This is a genomic window from Agrococcus jejuensis, from assembly GCF_007679035.1.
GTDB classification, from domain to species: domain Bacteria; phylum Actinomycetota; class Actinomycetes; order Actinomycetales; family Microbacteriaceae; genus Agrococcus; species Agrococcus jejuensis_A.
Genome location: NZ_VEFR01000001.1, coordinates 954,707 through 975,076, shown reverse-complemented (window position 1 = coordinate 975,076; position 20,370 = coordinate 954,707). Strand labels below are relative to the sequence as shown.

The 20,370-nt window shown below is 73.6% G+C and carries 21 protein-coding genes; 9 read left to right on the top strand and 12 right to left on the bottom strand.

All coding sequences use genetic code 11. From position 1 onward, the window contains the following. Positions 1-128: 128 nt before the first annotated feature. From FS793_RS04665 to FS793_RS04655, 3 genes are all read right to left on the bottom strand, one after another. Positions 129-464, bottom strand: coding sequence for a hypothetical protein (locus FS793_RS04665; RefSeq protein WP_144719035.1), 336 nt, complete (start codon positions 462-464; stop codon positions 129-131). A gap of 108 nt (positions 465-572) precedes the next feature. Then, positions 573-899 (bottom strand): hypothetical protein, encoded by a 327-nt coding sequence (locus FS793_RS04660; RefSeq protein ID WP_144719033.1) that lies wholly within the window; start codon positions 897-899, stop codon positions 573-575. Positions 900-1,011: 112 nt separating this feature from the next. Continuing rightward, positions 1,012-1,860 (bottom strand): SDR family oxidoreductase, encoded by an 849-nt coding sequence (locus FS793_RS04655; RefSeq protein WP_144719031.1) that lies wholly within the window; start codon positions 1,858-1,860, stop codon positions 1,012-1,014. A gap of 116 nt (positions 1,861-1,976) precedes the next feature. On the opposite strand from FS793_RS04655, the gene FS793_RS04650 reads away from it, so the two are divergent. The 5 genes from FS793_RS04650 (at position 1,977) to FS793_RS04630 (ending at position 7,336) form a co-directional block, all read left to right on the top strand. Further along, positions 1,977-2,348, top strand: a complete 372-nt coding sequence (locus tag FS793_RS04650) for a winged helix-turn-helix transcriptional regulator (protein WP_144719770.1) — start codon at positions 1,977-1,979, stop codon at positions 2,346-2,348. 41 nt (positions 2,349-2,389) lie between these two features. Continuing rightward, on the top strand, positions 2,390-3,694 hold the full coding sequence (locus tag FS793_RS16730) for an SRPBCC family protein (protein ID WP_186329321.1): 1,305 nt from the start codon (positions 2,390-2,392) through the stop codon (positions 3,692-3,694). A 214-nt stretch (positions 3,695-3,908) separates the two neighbouring features. Further along, positions 3,909-6,032, top strand: a complete 2,124-nt coding sequence (locus tag FS793_RS04640) for a DEAD/DEAH box helicase (RefSeq protein ID WP_144719029.1) — start codon at positions 3,909-3,911, stop codon at positions 6,030-6,032. A 90-nt stretch (positions 6,033-6,122) separates the two neighbouring features. Beyond that, a complete protein-coding gene (locus FS793_RS04635) occupies positions 6,123-6,731 on the top strand; it encodes a ClpP family protease (RefSeq protein WP_144719027.1) in 609 nt (202 codons plus the stop codon). Continuing rightward, positions 6,728-7,336, top strand: coding sequence for a ClpP family protease (locus FS793_RS04630; protein WP_144719025.1), 609 nt, complete (start codon positions 6,728-6,730; stop codon positions 7,334-7,336). The genes FS793_RS04635 and FS793_RS04630 overlap by 4 nt, the downstream gene beginning before the upstream one ends. Before the next feature lie 18 nt (positions 7,337-7,354). Here the strand turns inward: FS793_RS04630 and FS793_RS04625 are convergent, their stop codons facing one another. The 4 genes from FS793_RS04625 to FS793_RS04610 form a co-directional block, all read right to left on the bottom strand. After that, positions 7,355-7,747 carry a helix-turn-helix domain-containing protein gene (locus FS793_RS04625; protein WP_144719023.1) on the bottom strand — a complete coding sequence of 131 codons (393 nt, stop codon included), beginning with the start codon at positions 7,745-7,747 and terminating at the stop codon, positions 7,355-7,357. Positions 7,748-7,826: 79 nt separating this feature from the next. Further along, a complete protein-coding gene (locus FS793_RS04620) occupies positions 7,827-8,582 on the bottom strand; it encodes an amino acid ABC transporter ATP-binding protein (RefSeq protein WP_144719021.1) in 756 nt (251 codons plus the stop codon). After that, positions 8,579-9,427, bottom strand: coding sequence for an amino acid ABC transporter permease (locus tag FS793_RS04615; RefSeq protein WP_144719018.1), 849 nt, complete (start codon positions 9,425-9,427; stop codon positions 8,579-8,581). The genes FS793_RS04620 and FS793_RS04615 overlap by 4 nt, the downstream gene beginning before the upstream one ends. Positions 9,428-9,431: 4 nt before the next feature. After that, positions 9,432-10,271: an ABC transporter substrate-binding protein gene (locus FS793_RS04610; RefSeq protein WP_260980016.1), complete on the bottom strand. Its 840-nt coding sequence runs from the start codon at positions 10,269-10,271 to the stop codon at positions 9,432-9,434. Between the two features lie 113 nt (positions 10,272-10,384). Here FS793_RS04610 and FS793_RS04605 point away from each other — a divergent pair, with 113 nt between their 5' ends. Beyond that, on the top strand, positions 10,385-10,972 hold the full coding sequence (locus FS793_RS04605; RefSeq protein ID WP_144719015.1) for a DinB family protein: 588 nt from the start codon (positions 10,385-10,387) through the stop codon (positions 10,970-10,972). A gap of 6 nt (positions 10,973-10,978) precedes the next feature. Here FS793_RS04605 and FS793_RS04600 read toward each other — a convergent pair whose 3' ends face one another. The 3 genes from FS793_RS04600 to FS793_RS04590 form a co-directional block, all read right to left on the bottom strand. Next, positions 10,979-12,034, bottom strand: coding sequence for a Glu/Leu/Phe/Val dehydrogenase family protein (locus FS793_RS04600; protein WP_144719013.1), 1,056 nt, complete (start codon positions 12,032-12,034; stop codon positions 10,979-10,981). A 146-nt stretch (positions 12,035-12,180) separates the two neighbouring features. Beyond that, positions 12,181-13,833: an amidohydrolase gene (locus FS793_RS04595; protein WP_144719011.1), complete on the bottom strand. Its 1,653-nt coding sequence runs from the start codon at positions 13,831-13,833 to the stop codon at positions 12,181-12,183. Next, positions 13,830-15,158, bottom strand: coding sequence for an MFS transporter (locus FS793_RS04590; protein ID WP_222123691.1), 1,329 nt, complete (start codon positions 15,156-15,158; stop codon positions 13,830-13,832). The genes FS793_RS04595 and FS793_RS04590 overlap by 4 nt, the downstream gene beginning before the upstream one ends. 100 nt (positions 15,159-15,258) lie before the next feature. Here FS793_RS04590 and FS793_RS04585 point away from each other — a divergent pair, with 100 nt between their 5' ends. Further along, a complete protein-coding gene (locus FS793_RS04585; protein ID WP_186329320.1) occupies positions 15,259-16,173 on the top strand; it encodes a LysR family transcriptional regulator in 915 nt (304 codons plus the stop codon). A 3-nt stretch (positions 16,174-16,176) separates the two neighbouring features. On the opposite strand, the gene FS793_RS04580 is transcribed toward FS793_RS04585, so the two are convergent. Next, positions 16,177-16,752, bottom strand: a complete 576-nt coding sequence (locus FS793_RS04580; RefSeq protein WP_144719006.1) for a CDP-alcohol phosphatidyltransferase family protein — start codon at positions 16,750-16,752, stop codon at positions 16,177-16,179. Positions 16,753-16,935: 183 nt separating this feature from the next. Between FS793_RS04580 and FS793_RS04575 the strand changes: the two genes are divergently transcribed. Together FS793_RS04575 and FS793_RS04570 are read left to right on the top strand one after the other, a co-directional pair. Continuing rightward, the gene (locus FS793_RS04575; RefSeq protein ID WP_144719004.1) at positions 16,936-18,423 is read left to right on the top strand and encodes an MDR family MFS transporter; all 1,488 of its coding nucleotides are present in this window, start codon (positions 16,936-16,938) and stop codon (positions 18,421-18,423) included. A 42-nt stretch (positions 18,424-18,465) separates the two neighbouring features. Further along, complete coding sequence (locus FS793_RS04570) at positions 18,466-19,191, top strand: hypothetical protein (protein WP_144719002.1); 726 nt, start codon at positions 18,466-18,468, stop codon at positions 19,189-19,191. 9 nt (positions 19,192-19,200) lie between these two features. Here FS793_RS04570 and FS793_RS04565 read toward each other — a convergent pair whose 3' ends face one another. Beyond that, positions 19,201-20,304 (bottom strand): LOG family protein, encoded by a 1,104-nt coding sequence (locus tag FS793_RS04565; protein ID WP_144719000.1) that lies wholly within the window; start codon positions 20,302-20,304, stop codon positions 19,201-19,203. Positions 20,305-20,370 lie beyond the last annotated feature (66 nt).

Genomic DNA, 20,370 nt, shown 5'->3' with positions numbered 1-20,370 from the left:
TTGCGCTCGATGCTACGCCCCTCCCTCCGTCAGGGCATTCGGCGCACGTCCAGGCGCGAGGATCCCGACCCGGTCGCAGACGCGACGACGCCCGGACCGCGAGGGTCCGGGCGTCGTCGGAAGGCGGGTCAGGCCGCGAAGCGCTTGCGCACGCGGTCGGCATCCTCGGGACCGAGGCTCCAGTGCTTGTGCTTCGTGTGGCCGAAGGAGGGGCCGCCGTCGTCGGGCTCCCGCAGGAAGGCGCGGATGCGACGGTCGGGCTGGCCGAGCTCGCGTCCGAGCTCGCGAGGCGTGATGCCGTCGCCGGAGGATGCGCGTCCGCGCGAGTCGACGGCGATCGCGATCTCGTCGAGCGCGGCCCAGATGCCGCGCATCGCCTCGGTCATCTCGTCGGATGCCTCGCCGCGCAGCGCGCGTGCAGCCGTCTCCTCACGGATCGCCTGCAGCTTCTTCGCCGTGGACACTTCGTCTCCTCACGTGGACCATTCGCCCTGCCTGAGGTGATCGTAGGAGCACAGGGGTGAGAGGCCCGCTACCAGTTCTCGCAGCGCGTGTCGTGGTGTATGGCCATGTCATGCCCGGGACGCCTGGCGACGTGTGCGCGCGACCGTCTCCGGCTCGCCCGCGGCCGGCGGCGGCTTCATCGGCACGATCGGTGCGGGCGCCTCGGTGCCGAGCGATCGACCGGTGCGGCGCTCGAACAGCGCGAGCACGCCGCGATGCGCCTCGTCGGGCGACGCCCAGTAGCCGATGAGCGTGCGGCGCGACCGGTCGGGCTCGGGGGTGACGGCCCGTGCGTACCACTCGCGTCGAGGCCCGAGCGCGACGACGCGGAGGATGGCGATGAGGTCGCCGGAGACCGGGTGCCGGATCTCCCATTCGACGGGCCGCATCGTCATGGCCGCGAGCGTAGGTGCAACCCTCGACATGGCCGGAGGCCCGGCGATCGCACGATCGGGTGCGGGATGCGCGTCGCGCGCATCCCGCATCCGGGGTCGCTGCCGAACGGCGTCAGGCGATCGCGCGCAGGCCCTCGACGAGGGGCGTGGTCGGGCGACCGATGAGCTGCGAGAGCGTGCGATCGGACGAGTCGAGCCCGCCCTGCGCGATCCCCGCGTCGAGCGCTGCGACGAAGCCGGCCGTGCCGGCATCCAGGCCCGCGGCCTGCAGCGAGGCGACGTGCTCGTCGGTCGTGAGGTGCACGTACGTCACGTCGCGGCCCACGACCTCGCCGATCGCGACGGCGAGCTCGTCGAACGTCCAGGCGACGTCGCCGGCGAGCTCGTAGGTGCGACCGGCGTGCGCGTCGTCGAGCGCCACGACGGCCGCGGCGTCCGCGTAGTCGACGCGGCTCGCGCTCGCGACGCGACCCGTGCCTGCCGAGCCGGCGATCTCGCCCGTCTCACGGGCGCGGGCGACGTCGGCGGCGTAGTTCTCGGTGTACCAGTCGTTGCGCAGGATCGTGGCGGGGATGCCGGAGGCGGCGAGCAGCGCCTCGGTCTCGACGTGCTCGGGCGCGAGGGGCAGCGGCGAGGCGTCGCCGCCGAAGATGCTCGTGTAGACGATGCGGCCCACGCCTGCGGCGACGGCGGCGTCGATGACGGCGCGGTGCTGGGGGACGCGCTTGCCGGGCTCGGAGGCGGACACGAGCACGACGGTGTCGACGCCCTCGAGCGCCGGAGCGATCGTCTCGGGGCGGTCGTAGTCGACCACCGCGGTGCGCACCCCCTCGGGTGCCTCGACGCGCTCGGGGGAGCGTGCGCCGGCGACGACGTCGGCGGGGGCGGCTCCGCGTGCGACGAGCCGCTCGACGATGAGGTGGCCGAGATGTCCGGTGGAGCCGGTGACGAGGATGGTCATGGGAAGTCCCTTCGATGAGGCGATCGCGCGGTCCGCGTGCGGTCATCGACGTGCAGCGACGTGACGGCGATCAGCATTCCCGATCGTCGGTACCCACCTTCTGGTACGGTACTGACCTGATGGTGAGTCTTGCGGAGATCCGGGCCGAGCGGCCGGGCGCGTTCACGCATGCGTGCCCGACGCGGACGGTGCTCGACCACGTCATGAGCCGGTGGGGCGTGCTCGTGCTGTGCGAGCTCGGCGAGGGCACGCGACGCTGGAGCGAGCTGCGCCGCGAGGTCGACGGCATCAGCGAGAAGATGCTGGGCCAGACCCTGCGCGTCCTCGTCGCCGACGGGCTCGTCGAGCGCGAGTCGCGGCCCACGGTGCCACCGCACGTCGACTACCGACTCACGCCGCTCGGGCGCGAGCTCGTCGATCGCATGCTGCCGCTGCTCGCGTGGATCGGCGACAACGCCGACGCGATGCTCGTCCCCAGCCGAGACTGATCGCGCCCTGCGCCGCCGCGGCGCTGCGTAGGCTCGCACGCATGGACGAGCGCATCGTGCACGCGTCGCGCGTGGTGCACGCACCGGCGGCGACGATCTTCGAGCTCATCGCGGATCCCGCGCGCCAGCCGGGGTGGGATGGCAACGACAACCTCGCCGTCGCGGCGCCGGGCCAGCGCGTGCACGCGGTCGGCGACGTGTTCGTCATGACGATCACGAACGGTGCCGAGCGCGAGAACCACGTCGTCGCGTTCGAGGAGGGGCGCACGATCGCCTGGCGGCCGTCCGAGCCGGGCGCCGCGCAGCCCGGGCACGAGTGGCGATGGGACGTCGAGGATCTCGGCGACGGCACGTGCCTCGTCTCCCACGCGTACGACTGGACGGACCTGCACGACGAGCAGCGCATCCCTCGGGCGGAGGCGACGACGAGCGAGCGTCTGCTCGCGTCGATCGAGCGGCTCGCGGCGCTCGCGGAGTCGATCGCGGATGCGGACGCCTCGGCGTGGACGGACGGCGCCTCGAGCGGCCCCGCGACGCTCGCCCGCATCGTCGTGCTCGTGCCCGCGCACGACGCCGACATGGTCGACGTGCTCGTGCCCGAGCTGCTCGGCACGGCCGAGGGCGCCGAGCTCGACCTCGAGATCGTCGTGGTGCCGTCGTCGTCGATCGTCTCCGCGGCGGCGAGCGCGTACGCGGCCGACGATGAGCGCGTCGACGTGGCACCCGTGCCGGTCGCGTCGGTCGCGGCGTCGACCCTCGCTCGTGCGCTGCGCGAGGCGGCGCCGCGAGCCGACGTGGTCGTGACGGTCGGCGCCCACGGCCGCAACGATCCCGCCGAGCTGCCCGCGCTGCTCGTGCGGCTCGACGAGGGCGACGTCGACGTGGTCGTGGGTCGCGGCCTGGCGCGCGCGGCCGCGCCCGGCTACGTGGCGATGCGAGCGCCGGCGGCCGCTGCGATCGCGAGCCGCGTCTCGGGCGGCGTCGGACGCATCCCCGTCGTCGCCGCCTCGCTGGGCCTCGCGGTCGCGAGCGTCGACGTCGAGGATCGGGGCGCCGGCGCGTTCGACGGCGTCGTCGACGGCTGGCACGAGTGGCACGACCGCGTCGTGCTGGGCCTGCTCGACCGGCGCGTGCTGCGCAGCGTCGCCGCGGTCGGCGTCGCGGTGCTCGTCGCCGGCGTGCTGCTCGGCCTCGCGCTCGTCGTGCCCGCGATCATCGGGCTCGGGGTGCTGCACGGCGTCGTCGTCGCCGCGACGCTCGCGGTCGTCGGCATCGTCATGACGGCGACGGCGCTCGGGCTCGACGCGATCCGCGTCGCCGGACGCATGCGCTCGCGCGACTCCTGACCGACGGCTGCGGGCATTCGGCGCCGCGAGGCGCTAGCATGGGCGGCAGCACCGGCGTCCGGCCGGTCGTCGCCGTCATCTCTGGCACGACCGATCCCGCCCCTCGTCCGTCGCAGCACTCGCCGATCCGCTCCTCGCGGATCCGCCGGGCGCCGACGGCGATCTCGACGCCCAGTGCGGATCACGACGACGCACGCGCGTCGAGAGGAGAGCAGTGGCAGACAGCCAGGGCGCAGGCACTGCGACGGCCGAGCGGCCGGAGCAGCGTCAGCAGCAGCAGCAGCGCCGCGAGGGCGGCATCATCCCCAGGCTCGCGCGCGCCGCGCGCGAGGTCGAGGGCAGCGTGCAGCGCGGCGCGGCCAGCCGCAGCGCTCGCGCGAAGCTCCAGGCCGCCGCGATGCTCGTGCGCGAGGAGCGCGCCCGGGTCAAGGCGGATGCCACGCTCGGCCACGAGCGTCGGGCGGAGGAGCTCAAGCGCCTCGACGGCGTCGCGCTCATCCTCGGCAAGGCCGCCTCGCGCGACCCCTCCCTGCTGCCCCTGCTCGGCGAGGGCGCCCCGCCCTCGGCCGCTGCGCAGGACGCCCGCCGCACGATGCTGCAGGCCGCAGGCATCGAGGTCGAGCCCGAGCCGCAGCCCGAGCCCGACCCCGTCGTCACGATCGAGCTCGAGCGCCAGGTGGTGCCGGCGTCGGTGACGGCGCAGCAGCTCGCGAACCCGTTCCTCGCCCCTGACCTCGACTCGCCGCGTCGGGCGCCGAAGCCCGATCGCCTCGCGGGCTTCGACCTGCTCGACCCGCTGTTCCACTCGTTCGAGTACGGCGCCGACGGCACGGCCGCGACGATGGAGCTGCCCGACCGCGTCGACCGCTTCACGCCCCGCGGCCTCGAGCTCATGCAGCACCAGGCGCAGCTCATCGGCGCCGTGTCCGACGGGCACCGCTCGTTCCTGCTCGCCGACGAGCCCGGCCTCGGCAAGACCGCCCAGGCGCTGCTCGCGGCGGAGGCGGCGAACGCGTTCCCGCTGCTCGTCGTGAGCCCCGCCGTGGTGAAGATGAACTGGGCGCGCGAGGCGGAGCGCTGGATCCCCGGCCGCTCCGTGTCGATCGTGCAGGGCGACGGGCGAGCGCTCGACGGCTTCGCCGACGTCATCGTCATCAACTACGAGGTGCTCGACCGCCACGTCGGCTGGCTGCGCAAGCACGGCTTCCGCGGCCTCGTCGTCGACGAGGCGCACTTCATCAAGAACACGACCTCCAAGCGCTCGCGGCACGTCCTCGACGTCGCGTCGTCGATCCGCGCCCGGCACGCGAACCCGCTGCTCATGGCGCTCACGGGCACGCCGCTCATCAACGACATCGAGGACTTCCGCGCCATCTGGCAGCTGCTCGGCTGGATCGACGGTCGCCAGCCGAACGCGCAGCTCACCGACGCGCTCGAGGCCACGCACCTCACGCCGATGGACTCGGCCTTCTACCGCGCGGCGCGCCACGCGGTCGTCGACATGGGCATCGTGCGTCGCCGCAAGGTCGACGTCGCCTCCGACATCCCCGCCCGCACGATCGCCGACCTGCCCGTCGAGCTCGACGCCGCGGCCGCGCGCTCGATCCGCGAGGCCGAGCGCGAGCTCGCCGCGCGCCTCGTGCAGCGCTACGACCGCGCGGTGGCGAACCGCACCGAGCCGACCTTGGGGATCGACCACGACCTCGTGCGCCGCATCGCGACGAGCGAGGTCGATGGCGACGACGGCGCGGGCACCGGCGAGAACGTCTTCCGCCTCGTGCGCCAGATCGGCACGGCGAAGGCGGCCCTCGCGGCCGACTACGCCGCGCAGCTCGCGCGCAGCGCCGGCAAGGTCGTGCTGTTCGCGAAGCACGTGGATGCCATGGACATCGCCGAGCGCACGCTCGCCGAGCGCGGCCTCAAGACCGTGTCGATCCGCGGCGACCAGACGCCGACGGCCCGCCAGGCGGCGATCGACGCGTTCGTGAACGACGACTCGGTCTCGGTCGCGGTCTGCTCGCTCACGGCCGCCGGCATCGGCATCAACCTGCAGGTCGCGTCGAACATGGTGCTCGCCGAGCTGTCGTGGACCGATGCCGAGCAGACGCAGGCGATCGACCGCATCCACCGCATCGGCCAGTCGATGCCCGTCACGGTGTGGCGCATCGTCGCCGCGCACACGGTCGACACCCGCATCGCCGAGCTGCTCGACTCGAAGGCCGGCCTCGCGCAGGCGGCCCTCGATGGCATCGAGCAGGACGCGACGAGCGTCGACATGCGCCTCGAGACGCTCGTGGGCCTGCTCGAGCAGTCGCTGCGCGAGCGCGGCGACGCCTAGCCGCAGCCGCCTCGCTGCTCAGGGCTGCGCACCGCAGCCCTGAGCAGCGCCGGCTGGATGCGCCCGATCGGCCCGCGCGAGCGTGGACGCATGGCAGACGCATCCAATCCCGCATTCTCGCCGCAGCTGCGCGCGCAGCTGCTCTCGCGCCGCGTGCTCGTGCTCGACGGCGCGCTCGACGACGACGACGGCACGGCGCTGCAGGCGCAGCTCCTGCAGCTGGCGTTCGACGACGCCCGCGCCGACATCGCCCTGTGGATCCACTCGCCGGGCGGCTCCGTGCCGTCGATGCTCGCGATCCGCGACCTCATGCGGCTCGTGCCCAACGACGTCGCGACCGTCGCGCTCGGCCTCGCATGCTCGGCCGGGCAGTTCCTGCTGTCCGCCGGTGCGCCGGGCAAGCGCATGGCGCTGCCGCACGCGCGCATCCTCATGCATCAGGGCTCGTCGGGCATCGGCGGCTCGGCGGCCGAGGTCGACGTGCAGGCCGACGACCTGCGGCACATCCGCGACACCGTGCTCGCGTGCATCGCCGACGACACGGGCCAGCCGATCGAGCGCATCTTCGAGGACTCGCTGCACGACCGCTGGTACACGGCGCAGCAGGCGCTCGACTACGGCCTCGTCGACCGCATCGTGACCTCGATCGACGAGCTGCGACCCGATCGCGCGCCCATGGGCATCGGAGGCGCTCGATGAGCTCCTCCGCGATCCCCAACGTCATCGCCGAGAGCCCGCGCGGCGACCGCGTGCTCGACGTCTACTCGCACCTGCTCGCCGAGCGCATCGTCTACCTCGGCACCGGCATCGACGCGGGCGTCGCGAACGCGCTCATCGCGCAGCTGCTGCACCTGGATGCCGTGGGCGCCGAGCGCGAGATCCAGCTGTACGTGAACAGCGAGGGCGGCGACCCCCAGGCGGCCCTCGCCGTGTACGACACCATGCGCTTCGTGCGCTCGCCGATCGCGACGACATGCGTCGGTCAGGCCGTCGGCCCCGCGGCCGTGCTGCTCGCGGCCGGCACGCCCGGCCGGCGCGCGGCCCTGCCGCATGCGCGCATCGTGCTGCACCAGCCGGCGACGAGCGCACGCGGCACGATCCCCGACCTCATCCTCGAGGCCGACGAGCTCGGCCGAGTGCGCGGCGACCTCGAGGCGATCCTCGCCGAGCACACGGGTCGGGATGCGGCGGCGCTGCGGCACGACACCGACCGCGACCGCGTGCTCACGGCCGAGCAGGCCGTCGCATACGGCGTGCTCGACCGCGTCGTCGAGCGGCAGCCCGTGCGCGGGCTCGAGGGGTAGCGCTCGAGCCGGCCGTCGTCAGGCGGCGAGCGCCAGCACCGCACCGCCTCTCGCCTGCGGCGGCGCCGCGATCGGCGGCAGCGCGCGCACGGGGCGGGCGGCGAGGTCGAGCACGACGGCGCCCGCCCGATCCGCCTCGAGGCTCCTCGCGACCTGCACCGTGAGATCGAGCAGCGTGACGCCGAGCGCGCCCGCGATCGCCGCGACCATCTCGCTCGACGGGTCCTTGCGGCCGCGCTCGACCTCCGAGAGGTACTGCGGTGCGATGCCCGCGCGGGCGGCGACGTCGGCGAGCGTCGCGCCGCGGCGGATGCGCAGCGCTCGCAGACGCGCGCCGAGCACCTCGCGCCAGAGCTGCTCCTGCCTGGGAGCGTCGTCGGTCGCGGTCCGCGGGAGGAGGTGCGCGCTCATGCGCTCATCCCACCAGCGCGCGTGCGTGCTCGACCAGTGCATCCGCTCAGAGCAGAACGGGTGGCAGCGAGGGCTCGCGTCAGGGCATGCGAGCGAGGAACTCGCGCGTGCGCGCCTCGCGCGGGGCGCCGAGCACCTGCGCGGGCGGGCCCTGCTCCACGACGACGCCGCGGTCGAGGAAGACGACGCGGTCGGCGACGTCGCGCGCGAACGCCATCTCGTGCGTCGCCATGAGGATGGTCGAGCCACCATGCGCGAGGTCGCGCACGAGGTCGAGCACCTCGCCGACGAGCCACGGGTCGAGGGCGCTCGTGATCTCGTCGAGCAGCAGCACCTCGGGGCTCGTCGCGATGGCGCGGGCGATGGCGACGCGCTGCTGCTGGCCGCCGGAGAGCCGGTCGGGATGGTCGCGGGCGCGGTCGGCGAGCCCGACGCGGTCGAGCACCTCGAGCCCGCGTCGCTCAGCCTCGGCGCGCGGCGTGCGATGCACGCGCCGCGCCGCGAGCGTCACGTTGTCGAGCACCGAGAGATGGGGGAAGAGGTTGAAGTGCTGGAAGACGACGCCGAAGCGCGCCCGCGCACGGTCGGCGTCGACGCGCGGGTCGCTGATGTCGGTGCCGCCCAGCAGGATGCGGCCGTCGTCGATGCGCTCGAGCAGGTTCGCGCAGCGCAGCAGCGTCGACTTGCCCGAGCCGCTCGCGCCGATGAGCGCCACGACCTCATGGGCCGCGAGGTCGATCGAGACGCCCGCGAGCACCTCGGTGCTGCCGTACGACTTGTGCACGTCCTCGAGCGCGAGCGCCGGCACGCCCGCCTCCGCGCGCTCGGCGGTCATGCGAGCACCCCGATCTGCTCGCGCGCCCGCAGGCGGGCCGCGTACCAGTCGGTCAGGCGGATCATCGGCAGCGCCAGCAGCACGAACAGCAGGCCCGCGACGACGTACGGCGTGAAGTCGAACGCCGCGGCCGTCTCGATCTGCGCCGCCCGCACGGCGTCGACGCCGCCGAGCACCGAGATGAGGCCGACGTCCTTCTGCATCGCCACGAAGTCGTTCATGAGCGCGGGCGTCACCTTGCGCACGGCCTGCGGCAGCACGACGATGCGCAGCGCCTGCCCGCGGCGCAGGCCGAGCGAGCGCGCCGCGAGCTGCTGCGAGGGATGCACGGCCTCGATGCCGGCGCGCAGCACCTCCGACACGTACGCGCCGTACACGAGCACGAGCGCGATCGTGCCGAGCACCTCGAACGGGATGCGCCCCTCCGTGAACCGCAGGCCCGGGATGCCGAAGCCCACGAGGTACAGCACGATGATGAGCGGCATGCCGCGGAACAGGTCGGTGTAGCCGGCGGCGAGGGCGCGCAGCGGGAAGAACACCGCGCCGCGCAGCGTGCGCAGGGTCGCGACGAGCAGGCCGACGAGCAGCACGCACACGGCGGCGACGACGAGCACGCGCAGGTTGACGAGGAAGCCCTCCCACACGCGCGGCAGCGCCGCCGCGGCGGTGTCGAGGTCGAAGAACGTCTCCTGCACGCGCGCCCAGCCCGGCGTGTTCACGATCGTGAGCCAGACGACGACCGCGAACACGACGGTCGACGCCGCGGCGACGGCGACGGATCTCGCCGTCTGCCGTCGCCGGAACGCGCGCCGATCGAGCTCGATGGCGCTGGGGGTGCGGGTCACCTCGCTATTCGAGCACAGGCGCGCCGGCGTCGGCGCCCAGCCACTCGGCGGCGATCGCGTCGAGCGTGCCGTCCTCGCGCAGCGCGTCGACGGCCGCCGACACCTCGTCGGTCAGCGGGCTGTCGAGCTCGAGCACGAAGCCCCACTCGTCGCTGATGCCGGCGTCGGCGGGCAGCTGCCCCACGAGCACGCCGTCGTCGAGCTGCACGCCCGAGAGGTAGAAGGCCGTGGGCAGGTCGACGACGATCGCGTCGACCTGGCCGCTCTGCAGCGCGAGCACGGCGTCGTCGTTCGTCGTGTACGGCTGCACGGGCTGCGTCGGCGCGATGACCGACTCGACGGTGCTGAGGCTCGTCGTGCCCACCTGCGCGCCGAGCACGACGTCCTGCAGGTCGGCGATGCTCGCGGCGTCGGCGGCGGGGGAGCCCGCGATCGTCACGACGGCCTGCGGCGTCGCGTAGTACGGCGACGAGAAGTCGACGCTCTCGGCGCGGTCCTCGGTGATCGTGAACTGCTGCAGGTTGACGTCGAAGTCCTTCGCGCCCGGTGCGATGGCGGACTCGAACGTCGATCGCACCCACACGACCTCGTCGGCGTCGAAGCCGAGCTCGGCGGCGACGGCGTAGGCGACGGCGGCCTCGAAGCCCTCGCCCGACTCGGGGTCGTCGTCGATGACGTACGGGAAGTAGGCGGGCTCGCCCGTCGCGACCGTGAGGACGCCGTCGGTGACGTAGTCGCCGCCGCCCGAGGCGTCGCCGCCGGCGTCGGTCGCCGAGGCGCACGCGGCGAGCAGGAGCAGGGGAGCGGCGAGGGCTGCGGCGCGGATGGCGCGGGATGCGGACACGAGGGCCTCCAGGGTGCTGTGCTCGCAGTCTGACGCACGCATGGGCGCGCGGTCTCGTGCGTTGCGCCGCGTGACGAGCCGCCGTCGTGGGCGGCATGCGGCATCCTCGACGCATGGACGACGAGAAGGCCACGCTGCACCGCTACCTGCGCACCCATCGCGACGCGATGCAGTGGAAGCTCGAGGGCGTGTCGGAGCGCGACGCCCGCATGCCCCGCACGGCGACGGGCTCGAACCTGCTCGGCATCGTGAAGCACGCGGCGTCGGTCGAGGCCGAGTACCTCGGGCTCGTGTTCGACCGGGCGTGGCCCGAGCCCATGCCCTGGATGGACGGCGGGCCCAACGAGGACATGTGGGCGACGGCCGAGGAGACGATCGACGTCGTCGTCGAGCGCTGGCGTCGCATCCACGCGCACGCGGACGCCACGATCGACGCCCTGCCGCTCGACGCGGTCGGCCACGTGCCCTGGTGGGGCGACGGCGGCATGGACGTGACGCTGCACCGCATCCTCGTGCACCTCACGTGCGAGCTGGCGCGGCATGCGGGCCACATGGACATCCTGCGCGAGGAGATCGATGGCGCTGCCGGCTTCCGCGTCGACGCCCCCAACCTGCCCGGCGAGGGCGCCGACTGGTGGATCGGCTACGTCGCCCGCCTGCGCGAGCTCGCCGAGGCTGCGCCCGAGCGGCCCCGCGCGTAGCGAGCGTCAGGCGTGCACGAGGCGCGCGGCCTCGATGCGCTCGCGCGCGATGGTCTCGGCGGCCTCGAGCGGCGTGATGCCGCGCTCGCGCGCCGTCGCGAAGACGCGCCGCGTCGTGTCGCCGATGCCGAGCAGCCGCTGCTCGACCTCGGCTGCCGGTGCGCCCGCGTCGAGCAGGGTGAGGTGGATGACGCCGCCCGCGTTCACGACGAAGTCGGGGGCGTAGGCGATGCCGCGCTCGGCGAGCTCCAGCGCGCCGACGCGCTCGTCGAGCGGGTTGTTCGCGGGGCCCACGACGGCGCGCACGGGCAGCGTGCGGATGGCCGAGGCCGTGAGCACGCCGCCGAGGCCGGCGGGCACGAAGACGTCGGCCGGCGTCGTGAGGGCGTCCTCCGGCGCGATCCAGCGGGCGCCGAGCTCGTCGGCGAGCGCACGCTTCGTCGGCACGACGTCGGTGACGATCAGGTCGGCGCCGGCGTCGGCGAGCATCCGTGCGAGGCGGCCGCCGACCTGGCCGAGGCCCGAGACGACGAACGAGCGGCCCGCGATCGTCGCGTCGCCGAACGCCTCCTCGAGCGTGGGCGCGACCGATGCGAGCACGCCGAGCGCCGTGCCGACGGCGGGCTCGCCGACGCCGCCCGCCTCGGCGGGCAGGCCCACGACGTGCGCGGTGCGCTCGCGCACCACGAGCATGTCGTGCTCGGTCGTGCCGACGTCCTCGGCCGTGCGGTAGCGGCCGTCGAGCGTCTCGACGAGGTCGCCGAGGTCGAGCAGTGCCGCACGGCGCAGGTCGTCGCCCAGCACCGTGCCCATGGGCAGCGCGATCACCGACTTGCCGCCGCCGGCATCGAGGCCCGCCGCGGCGTTCTTCAGCGTCATCGCGGCCGACAGCCGCAGCGCATCCGCCTGCCCGTCGGCCCACGTCGGGTAGGTCCACATGCGGCAGCCGCCGAGGGCGGGGCCGAGGACCGAGGAGTGGAGGGCGACCGTGATGGCCAGGCCCGACCTCGATCCGGATGCGGTGACGACGTGCTCGTGGGCGAGCTCGGGGATGGCGCTCATGGCGTTCGCTCCTGGTGCTTCGGGTCGCCGCGGATCGCGCGGCGTGCACCCATGGTGCGCCCGCCGCGCCATGCGCGCAATCGAGGCGCGCCGCAGTGCGCAGGATGCGTCGCGGCCTCGACTGGGTGACGCATCCTGCGCACCAGTCAGCGAATCGAGACGGCCCCCGCGTCGTGCACGACCTCGCCGCCCACGATCGTCGCGCCCACACGCACCTCGGAGAGGCGAGCGGGGTCGACGGCGAGCAGATCGTCGCTCAGCACCGCGAGGTCCGCGAGGCGGCCGCGCGCGATCGTGCCGCGGTTGGCCTCGTCGCGCGTCGCGTAGGCCGAGCCGTACGTGTACGCGCGCAGCGCCTGCTCGGGCGTCACGGCCTCGTCGGGCGCGAGCGGCGAGCCCTGCGCCGTGCGGCGCGCGACCATGTCCTGGATGCTCCAGATCGGGTCGGGGTGCACGACGGGCGCGTCGGTCGAGCCGGGCAGCACGACGCCGCGGTCGAGCCAGGAGCGCATGCGGTACACCCAGGCCATGCGCTCGGGGCCGACGGCGGCGAGCAGGCCGTCACCCGTCTCGGACACGAAGCGGCCCTGCGGCGACGGGATGAGCCCGAGATCGACGACGCGGCTCAGCTGGTCGGGGCGCGAGATGCCGCAGTGCTCGATGCGGTGGCGCGGATCGTGCCTGGGGGCGACGCGCTGCGCCTCGGCGACGGCGTCGAGCACGGCGTCGAGCGCGCGGTCGCCGATCGCGTGCGTCGCGACCTGCCAGCCGTTCGCGTGCGCTGCGACGATCGTGCGCGTGAGGTCGGGCACCTCGTCGATCAGGAAGCCCCTGTTGCCCGGATCGTCGTCGAAGTCGCAGCACATCGCCGCGGTGCGACCGATGAGCGAGCCGTCGGAGAGCACCTTGACGCCCGCGATGCGCAGCCGATCCCCGCCGAAGCCCGAGCGGATGCCGAGGTCGAGCCCGAAGCCCGAGTCGCCGCCGCCGATGGGGCCGAGGTCGTGCAGCACGCGGTGGTACGGCATGGCGTCGATGCGCAGGCGGATGTCGCCCGCGTCGATGCCGTCCTGGTAGGCGCGCAGCTCGACCGGCGTCTGCCCCACCTGACCGGGTGCGCCGATGCCGGGCTCGGTCACCGACGTGATGCCCATCGACAGCAGGGATGCGGAGGCGAGGCGAGAGCCCGCGCGATGCGTGTCGAGGTCCACCGGCAGGAACCGGTGGTTCACGAGCTCCTGCGCGCGCTCCTGCAGCAGCCCCGTCGGCATGCCGGCCGCATCCCGCTCCACGTGCCCGCCCTCGAGGTCGGGCACGCGCAGCAGGTCCGCGTGCCCGGCGTCGCGGAGGCCGGCGGAGTTCGTGACGCCCATGTGGCCCGACGTGTGCTCGAGGTACACGGGGTGCTCGGGCGCGATGCTGTCGAGCACCGCGAGCGTCGGGTGGCCGCCGAGCTTGTTCTGGTCGTGGCCGCGGCCGAGGATCCACGTGCCGGCCGGCGCGGCTGCGACGGCGGTGCGGACGGTCTCGTAGACGTCGTCGAGCGTCGGGCAGGCGGGTGCCGACAGGTCGAGGCGCAGCAGCTTCTGGCCGTAGAGCGAGAAGTGCAGATGCGCGTCGTGGAATCCGGGCACGACGGGGGCGCCGCCGAGGTCGACGACGGTGTCGGCCGTGAGCCCGTCGAGCTCCTCGTCGAGGCCGACGACGCGGCCGCCGATCACGCCGATGCGCGACGCGGTGGGGCGGTCGGCGTCGCCGGTCCAGATGCGTCCGTGCTCGAGGATGGCGTCGAGCCTCATGCTGCGACCTCCGCGCGCTCGGCGCGCTCGGACGCCGCCGAGAATCCCGACAGGCGGCCGACGCCGACGACGCCGACGAGCGTCACCGAGATGAGCACGACGTAGAAGATCGCGATGCCGACCCAGCTGCCACCCGCGAGGTTGAGCGAGAGCTGCGCGAGCAGCGGCGTCGTGCCGCCGATGAGCGTCGCGCACAGCTGGTACGAGGCCGAGATGCCGGTGTAGCGGATCTGCACGGGGAAGGCCTGCGCGAGGAAGCCGGCGAGCACGGCGTAGTAGCCGGACGTCGGCAGCATGACGGCGCACAGCACGACGAGGATCGCCCACGTCTGACCGGTCGAGATGAGCAGGAAGGCCGGGAAGGCGATCGCGATGGCGATGAGCAGCACGGCGACCATGAAGCGCGTCGTGCCGAAGCGCTCCGCGAGGCGGGCCGCGATCGGCTGCCACGCGAACTGCACGAAGACGGTCCCGAGCAGGATCATGAGCATCGTCTGGCGGTCGACGCCGAGCTCGGTCGTCGTGTACGACAGCATGAACGTCGACGTGAAGTACGCGCCGCCGATGCCGAGGCCGCACGCGAGCGTGCCGACGACGAGCATGCGCCAGTGGTGCCGCAGCAGCTCGCCGAGCGGCAGGCGCGGCACGACGTGCTCCGCTGCACGCTCCTCGAACTCGGGCGACTCCTCGACCTTGAGGCGGATGAGCAGGCCCACGACCACGAGCACGGCCGAGAGCAGGAAGGGGATGCGCCAGCCCCACGACAGGAACGCATCCATGTCGAGCGTGCCGACGGCGAGGAACGCGAGCGTCGCGAGGATGTTGCCGACGGGGGAGCCCTGCTGCACCCACATGCCCGAGCGCACGCCCGAGCCCTTCTCGGAGCTCTCGGACGCCATGAGCACGGCGCCGCCCCACTCGCCGCCCACCGCGATGCCCTGCGCGGCGCGCAGCACGATGAGCAGCACGGGTGCGGCCATGCCCCACTGGTCGGCGCCGGGCAGCAGGCCGATGCAGAAGGTCGCGACGCCCATGATCATGAGCGTGATGACGAGGGTGTGCTTGCGGCCGAGACGGTCGCCGAAGTGGCCGAAGACGAGGCCGCCGATCGGGCGGGCGAGGAAGCCCGCCCAGAACGTCGCGAACGACGCGAGCAGGCCCGTGGCGGCGTCGGCGTTCGGGAAGAACACCTGGGGCAGCACGAGCGCAGCGGCGGTGCCGAAGAGGTAGAAGTCGTACCACTCGATCGCGGTGCCGACGAAGGAGCCGAAGCGCGCACGGCGAGCCCGCGTCTGCGGGTCGGTGGCTGCTGCCGTCGTGGTCATGGGAGTCCTCTCGATGACGCAAGGGATGCGTCCTGCCATGGTGCGGCGGGTCCGTTCGGTTGTCGAATGCATTCTGGGAACGGTTCTATGCTCTGGAGGCATGCCGGACCTGCGCGTGCTCGCCTCCTTCGTCGCCGTCGTGCAGGAGGGGTCGGTGTCGGGAGGCGCCCGCCGCGTGGGCATCACGCAGCCCGCGATGTCGCGGCAGATGCGATCGCTCGAGGACGAGCTCGGCGTCGCCCTGCTCGTGCGGGGCGCGGGCGCGCTGCGCACGACCCCCGACGGCGCGAGATTTTACGATCGCGTCTCCGATCTGCTCGCGCAGGCGGAGCAGGTGATCGGCCGCACGAAGCAGGAGGCGGAGCAGCGTCGCACGAGCCTGCACGTCGTCGCGCCGTCCGCGACGATCGACTCCGCCCTCGTGCCGTTCCTCGCCGCCGACGGCGACGGGCTGCCCGTGCTCGACTGCGAGGTCGCCGACCCGTTCCGCGTCTTCGACGACGCCCGCGCGCGCGGCGCCGACCTCGGCGTCTCGACGAGGCCGCCCGCGCCGGGCTGGGTGCATCGGCGCTTCGCCGACGGCATCGTGCGGGCGCACATGCCCGCGGCGCACCCGCTCGCGGGCAGGGCGGGCGTCGAGCTCGACGACCTCCTTGCCGAGCACCTCGTGCTGCTCACGCCCAACAGCGCGGCGCGCCGCGTGCTCGACGAGGCCGTGCATGCGCGCGGCGCGACCTACGGTGAGCACGTCGTCGTGCGGCATCCCTCGATCGCACGCGTCCTCGTGCGCACGGGGCACGGCGTCGCGGCGCTCACCGACGATCCGTTCCCCGGCTGCGTCGCCGTGCCGATCGTCGTGGAGCGCGAGCCGCTCACGTTCCCGCTCTTCGCGGGCTGGGATCCCGCGAACCCGAACGCCGAGATCATCGAGGACGTCGTCGCGAGGTTCGGCAGGCACATGCGCCGCACGACCAGGCGACGGCTGCAGCGCGTCGCGCGCGCGCTCGAGGACTGAGGGTCAGTGCGTCGCGGCGCGGCGGGCCTTGCCCTGCCGCACGGCCGAGATGCTGTAGCCGACCGTCGAGATGACGTGCAGCACGAGGCCCACGACGAGCAGCACGTACGCGGGGAGCAGCAGCCACGGCAGCACCGTCACGGCCGCGACGAGCAGCACGAGGCCGAAGAACAGCACGGCTGTGCGCACCTTGCCGATCCACGTCACCGGCAGGCGGCCCTCCGCGGCGGCCTTGACGCCGAGGACGGTCGCGAGCAGGTCGAAGGCGATGAGCACGGCGAGCATCCACCACGGCAGCGCGCCGACGACGGCGAGCGTCACGGCGATGACGGCCGTGCCGAGCCGGTCGACGAACGGGTCGAGCTTCGCGCCGATGACCGAGACCTGGTCGAGCCTGCGGGCGAGCTGGCCGTCGATCCAGTCGGTCGACGCCCACACGCCCAGCAGCACGACCGGCAGCCAGTCGCCCTCGCCGCCCTGCAGCAGCACGACGACCACCGGCACGATGAGCAGGAACCGCAGCACCGTGACGAGGTTCGGGATCGTGGCCCAGCCTGCATCGCGCGGCGTCGACTCCATGCGGTCAGTCTGGCAGCATGGGGCACCTGCCTGCGGCACGCGCCGCGGACCGTGTCGCCCGATCCGTGCGACAGGGGAATGCTCGCCGTCGACGGCGCGTTGCCCCACCCGTCGCCGCCCGCGTCCCGGTGCGCCGACCCCACGCATCCGACGCACGTCGTCGCCCGGCCCCGCGGAGCATCCATGGCATCCACCGACGCCCCCGTCATCGGCTCGCAGTCGACGCAGACGCGGCTCGACCCCCGCGACAAGGTCACCATCACGGTGCTGCTGCTGTCGGCGTTCGTCGTGATCCTCAACGAGACGGCGATGAACGTCGCCCTCGACGCGATCATCGACGACCTCGGCATCACCGAGCGCCTCGCGCAGTGGCTCACGACGGGCTTCCTGCTCACGATGGCCGTCGTGATCCCCATCACGGGATGGCTGCAGCAGCGGCTCACGACGCGGCAGACGTACGCGCTCGCGATGGGCCTGTTCGTGCTCGGCACGATGATCGCCGCGTCGTCGTTCGGCTTCTGGATGCTGCTCGCGGGCCGTGTCGTGCAGGCCGCGGGCACGGCGATCGTCTTCCCGCTCATGATGAAGACCGTCATGGACCTCGTGCCGCCCGGCCTGCGCGGCCTCGTGATGGGCAACGTGTCGATGGTCATCGCGTGCGCGCCCGCGCTCGGCCCGACGCTGTCGGGCGTCATCCTGCAGCACCTGCACTGGCGCTTCGTCTTCATCGTCGTGCTGCCGATCGCGATCGGGTTCGCCATCGCCGGCCTCGCGCGCCTGCGCGACGTCAACGAGGTGCGTGCGGCTCGGCTCGACTGGCCGTCGGTGCCGCTCGCGGCGCTCGGCTTCGGCGGCACGGTGTACGCGCTCGCGCTCATCGGCGACGCCGAGGCGCCCGCGTGGGAGCTGCCGGTCGCGGTCGTGGTGGGCGTCGCGTCGCTCGTGGCGTTCGTGCTGCGTCAGCGTGCGCTGCAGCGCACCGACGAGGCGCTGCTCGACCTGCGCACCTTCCGCTACCCGCTGTTCACCCGCGCCCTGCTCGTCATGGCGATCGCGATGATGGCGATGTTCGGCGCGATCATCGCCCTGCCGCTCGTGCTGCAGCGCGCGCTGGGCTTCGATCCGCTGCTCGTCGGCCTCATGACGCTGCCGGGCGCCCTGCTCATGGGTCTGCTGGGACCGATCGTCGGCCGCATCTACGACCGACGCGGCCCGCGCGTGCTGCTCGTGCCCGGCTCGCTCGTCGTGCTCGCGGCCCTCGTGGGCTTCGCGATGCTCCTGTCGGTCGACATGCCGCTGTGGATGGTGCCCGCGCTGCACGTCACGATGAGCCTCGGCTTCGCGGCGACGTTCCCCGTGCTGTTCACGGTGTCGCTCGGCGCGGTGCCGCGCCGCCTCTACGGCTACGGGTCCGCGATGGTCTCGACGTTGCAGCAGGTCGCGGGCGCGGCGGGCACCGCCCTGTTCGTGACGGTGCTCGCGAGCCAGTCCGCCGCGCTGCAGTCGACCGGCACGCCGTTCGACGAGTCGTTCGTCGCCGGTGCGCGCATGGCGTTCCTCGGCGCCGCGGTGCTGTGGGTCGTGGGCGTGCTGCTCGCGACGACCGTGCGCCGACCCGACGACGTCGTCGTCGACCTCGACCATCCCGCCGAGGAGCCCGTGCGGGCGTAGCGCCGGGGCATCCGTGGAGGCTGCGGGGCTAGGGTCGGCGGCGTGGATGGCTTCTTCGACTTCCTCGGGAACTACTGGTGGCTCGTGTTCCCGTTCGGCGGGTTCATCTGGGCGGGCATCGGCGGCGTCGGCCACTACCTCGAGCGCGGGCGTCGCGAGCGCCACGAGCTGCGCATGGAGCGGCTGCGCCTGCGGCACGGCGTCGCCCCGGGCGCGCCCGTGCCCACCGTCGGGGTCGCGAGCGCGTCCGCGCCAGCGCCGGACGGTGCGGCGCGCGAGCTCGAGCGCGTGGTGGCGCAGCACGACGCCGTCTCGCGCCGCTGGCTCGACCACGAGCTCGACGCCGCGAAGGTCATCGACTTCCCGCTCATGACCGACATGCGCGAGCCGCTCACGCGCGACTTCCATCGCGCGAAGCGCAAGGCGGATGCGCTGCGCCCCGAGGAGGGCGACGCGCTCGACCCCACGCAGGTGGCCGAGTACCGCGACGCCGTCGAGCGGTTCGAGGATGCGTTCGAGGTCGCGCTCGCCGAAGCGCGCAGGCGCGCCCAGCACGACTTCACCGACGTCGAGCGCAAGCGGCTGCAGACCGCGCGGATGCTCGTGGGCATCGCGATCGACGAGGCTGCGTCGTCTGCCGAGCGGCAGAGCGCCTACCGCCGCGCTCGAGCGGAGCTCGACGGCCTCATCGTGCTGCCCGACGCGACGGCGGCCGACATCGAGCAGCGCATCGCAGGCTCGATCGAGCGCGGCACGACGACCGCCTGACGTCCAGCCTCAGCGCTCCAGGCGCAGCAGCGTCTCGACGGCCTCGTCGACCGTGTCGACGAGCGCGATGCCCTGCGCCCCCGGGCGGCCGCGCATGACGGCCTCGAGCAGCTGCCACGCGGGGTAGCGCTCGGTCCAGTACGCGCGGCCCACGAGCACGATGGGCGTCCAGCCGGCCTCGTCGGCGTACGACACCTCGCACGCATCCTGGAAGATCTCCTGCACCGTGCCGCCCTCGCCGGGCAGCACGACGACGCCCGCGGTCGCGACGCGCAGCAGCAGGTCCTCGCGCACCGAGTTCTGGAAGTACTTCGCCGCCGCCGTCTGGAAGACGTTGGGCGGCTCGTGGCCGTAGTGCCACGTCGGCACGCCGAGCGTGTCGGATGCGGGCTCGAGCAGCGCTCGCGCCTCGAGGCCCGTGCGCAGCCAGGCCGCCATCGCCCCCGCGTACGTCGGCACGGTCGCCACGATGCCGAGCGCCTCGGCGAGCACCGCAGCGGAGACGCCCGCGGCGCGGGCGCCGAGGTTCGCCGCCTCCATCGCGCCGGGCCCGCCGCCGGTCGCGACCGTGCGCCCGGCGAGCGTGAGCGCCCGCCCCATGCGCGCCGCATCCGCGTAGGCGGGCTCGTCGCGCTGCACGCGATGCCCGCCCATGACGCCGACGACGCGGCGACCGCGCACCCACGCCGCGAGCGCGTCGTCGATCGCGTGGTCGTGCATCGCCGCCGCGAGCGTGTGCGCCACGTCGCGCGACCGCTGCCGCGACCACACGTACACGCGCGCGTCCAGGCTGCGCTCGTGCTGCTCCGGCGGCACGTCGAGCAGCTCGTCGGGCGAGTACAGCGTCGACCGGTACGCGTTGAACGGGGTCTCGGGCACGTCGCGGAACACGAGCGCGCCGCCCGTGACGAGCCAGGCCTCCTGCTCGGGCGTCAGGTCGCACCCCAGCAGCACGGCGCCCTGCGGATCGAGCTGCCGCAGCTGCTCGTCCCGCTCGCGCAGGTCGAGGTCCTGCAGCCGCCATCCCGTCATGGCGCGGGCCCCGCGCACGAGCAGCCGATCCAGCTGGTCGAGGGAGTCGACGTCGACGATCCGTCCGTGCTCGGCGCGCATGGGCGCGAGCCTAGCGATGGGGGACCGCGCACGAGCCGAGCGTGCGCGGGGCGGTCGAGGGTGCAG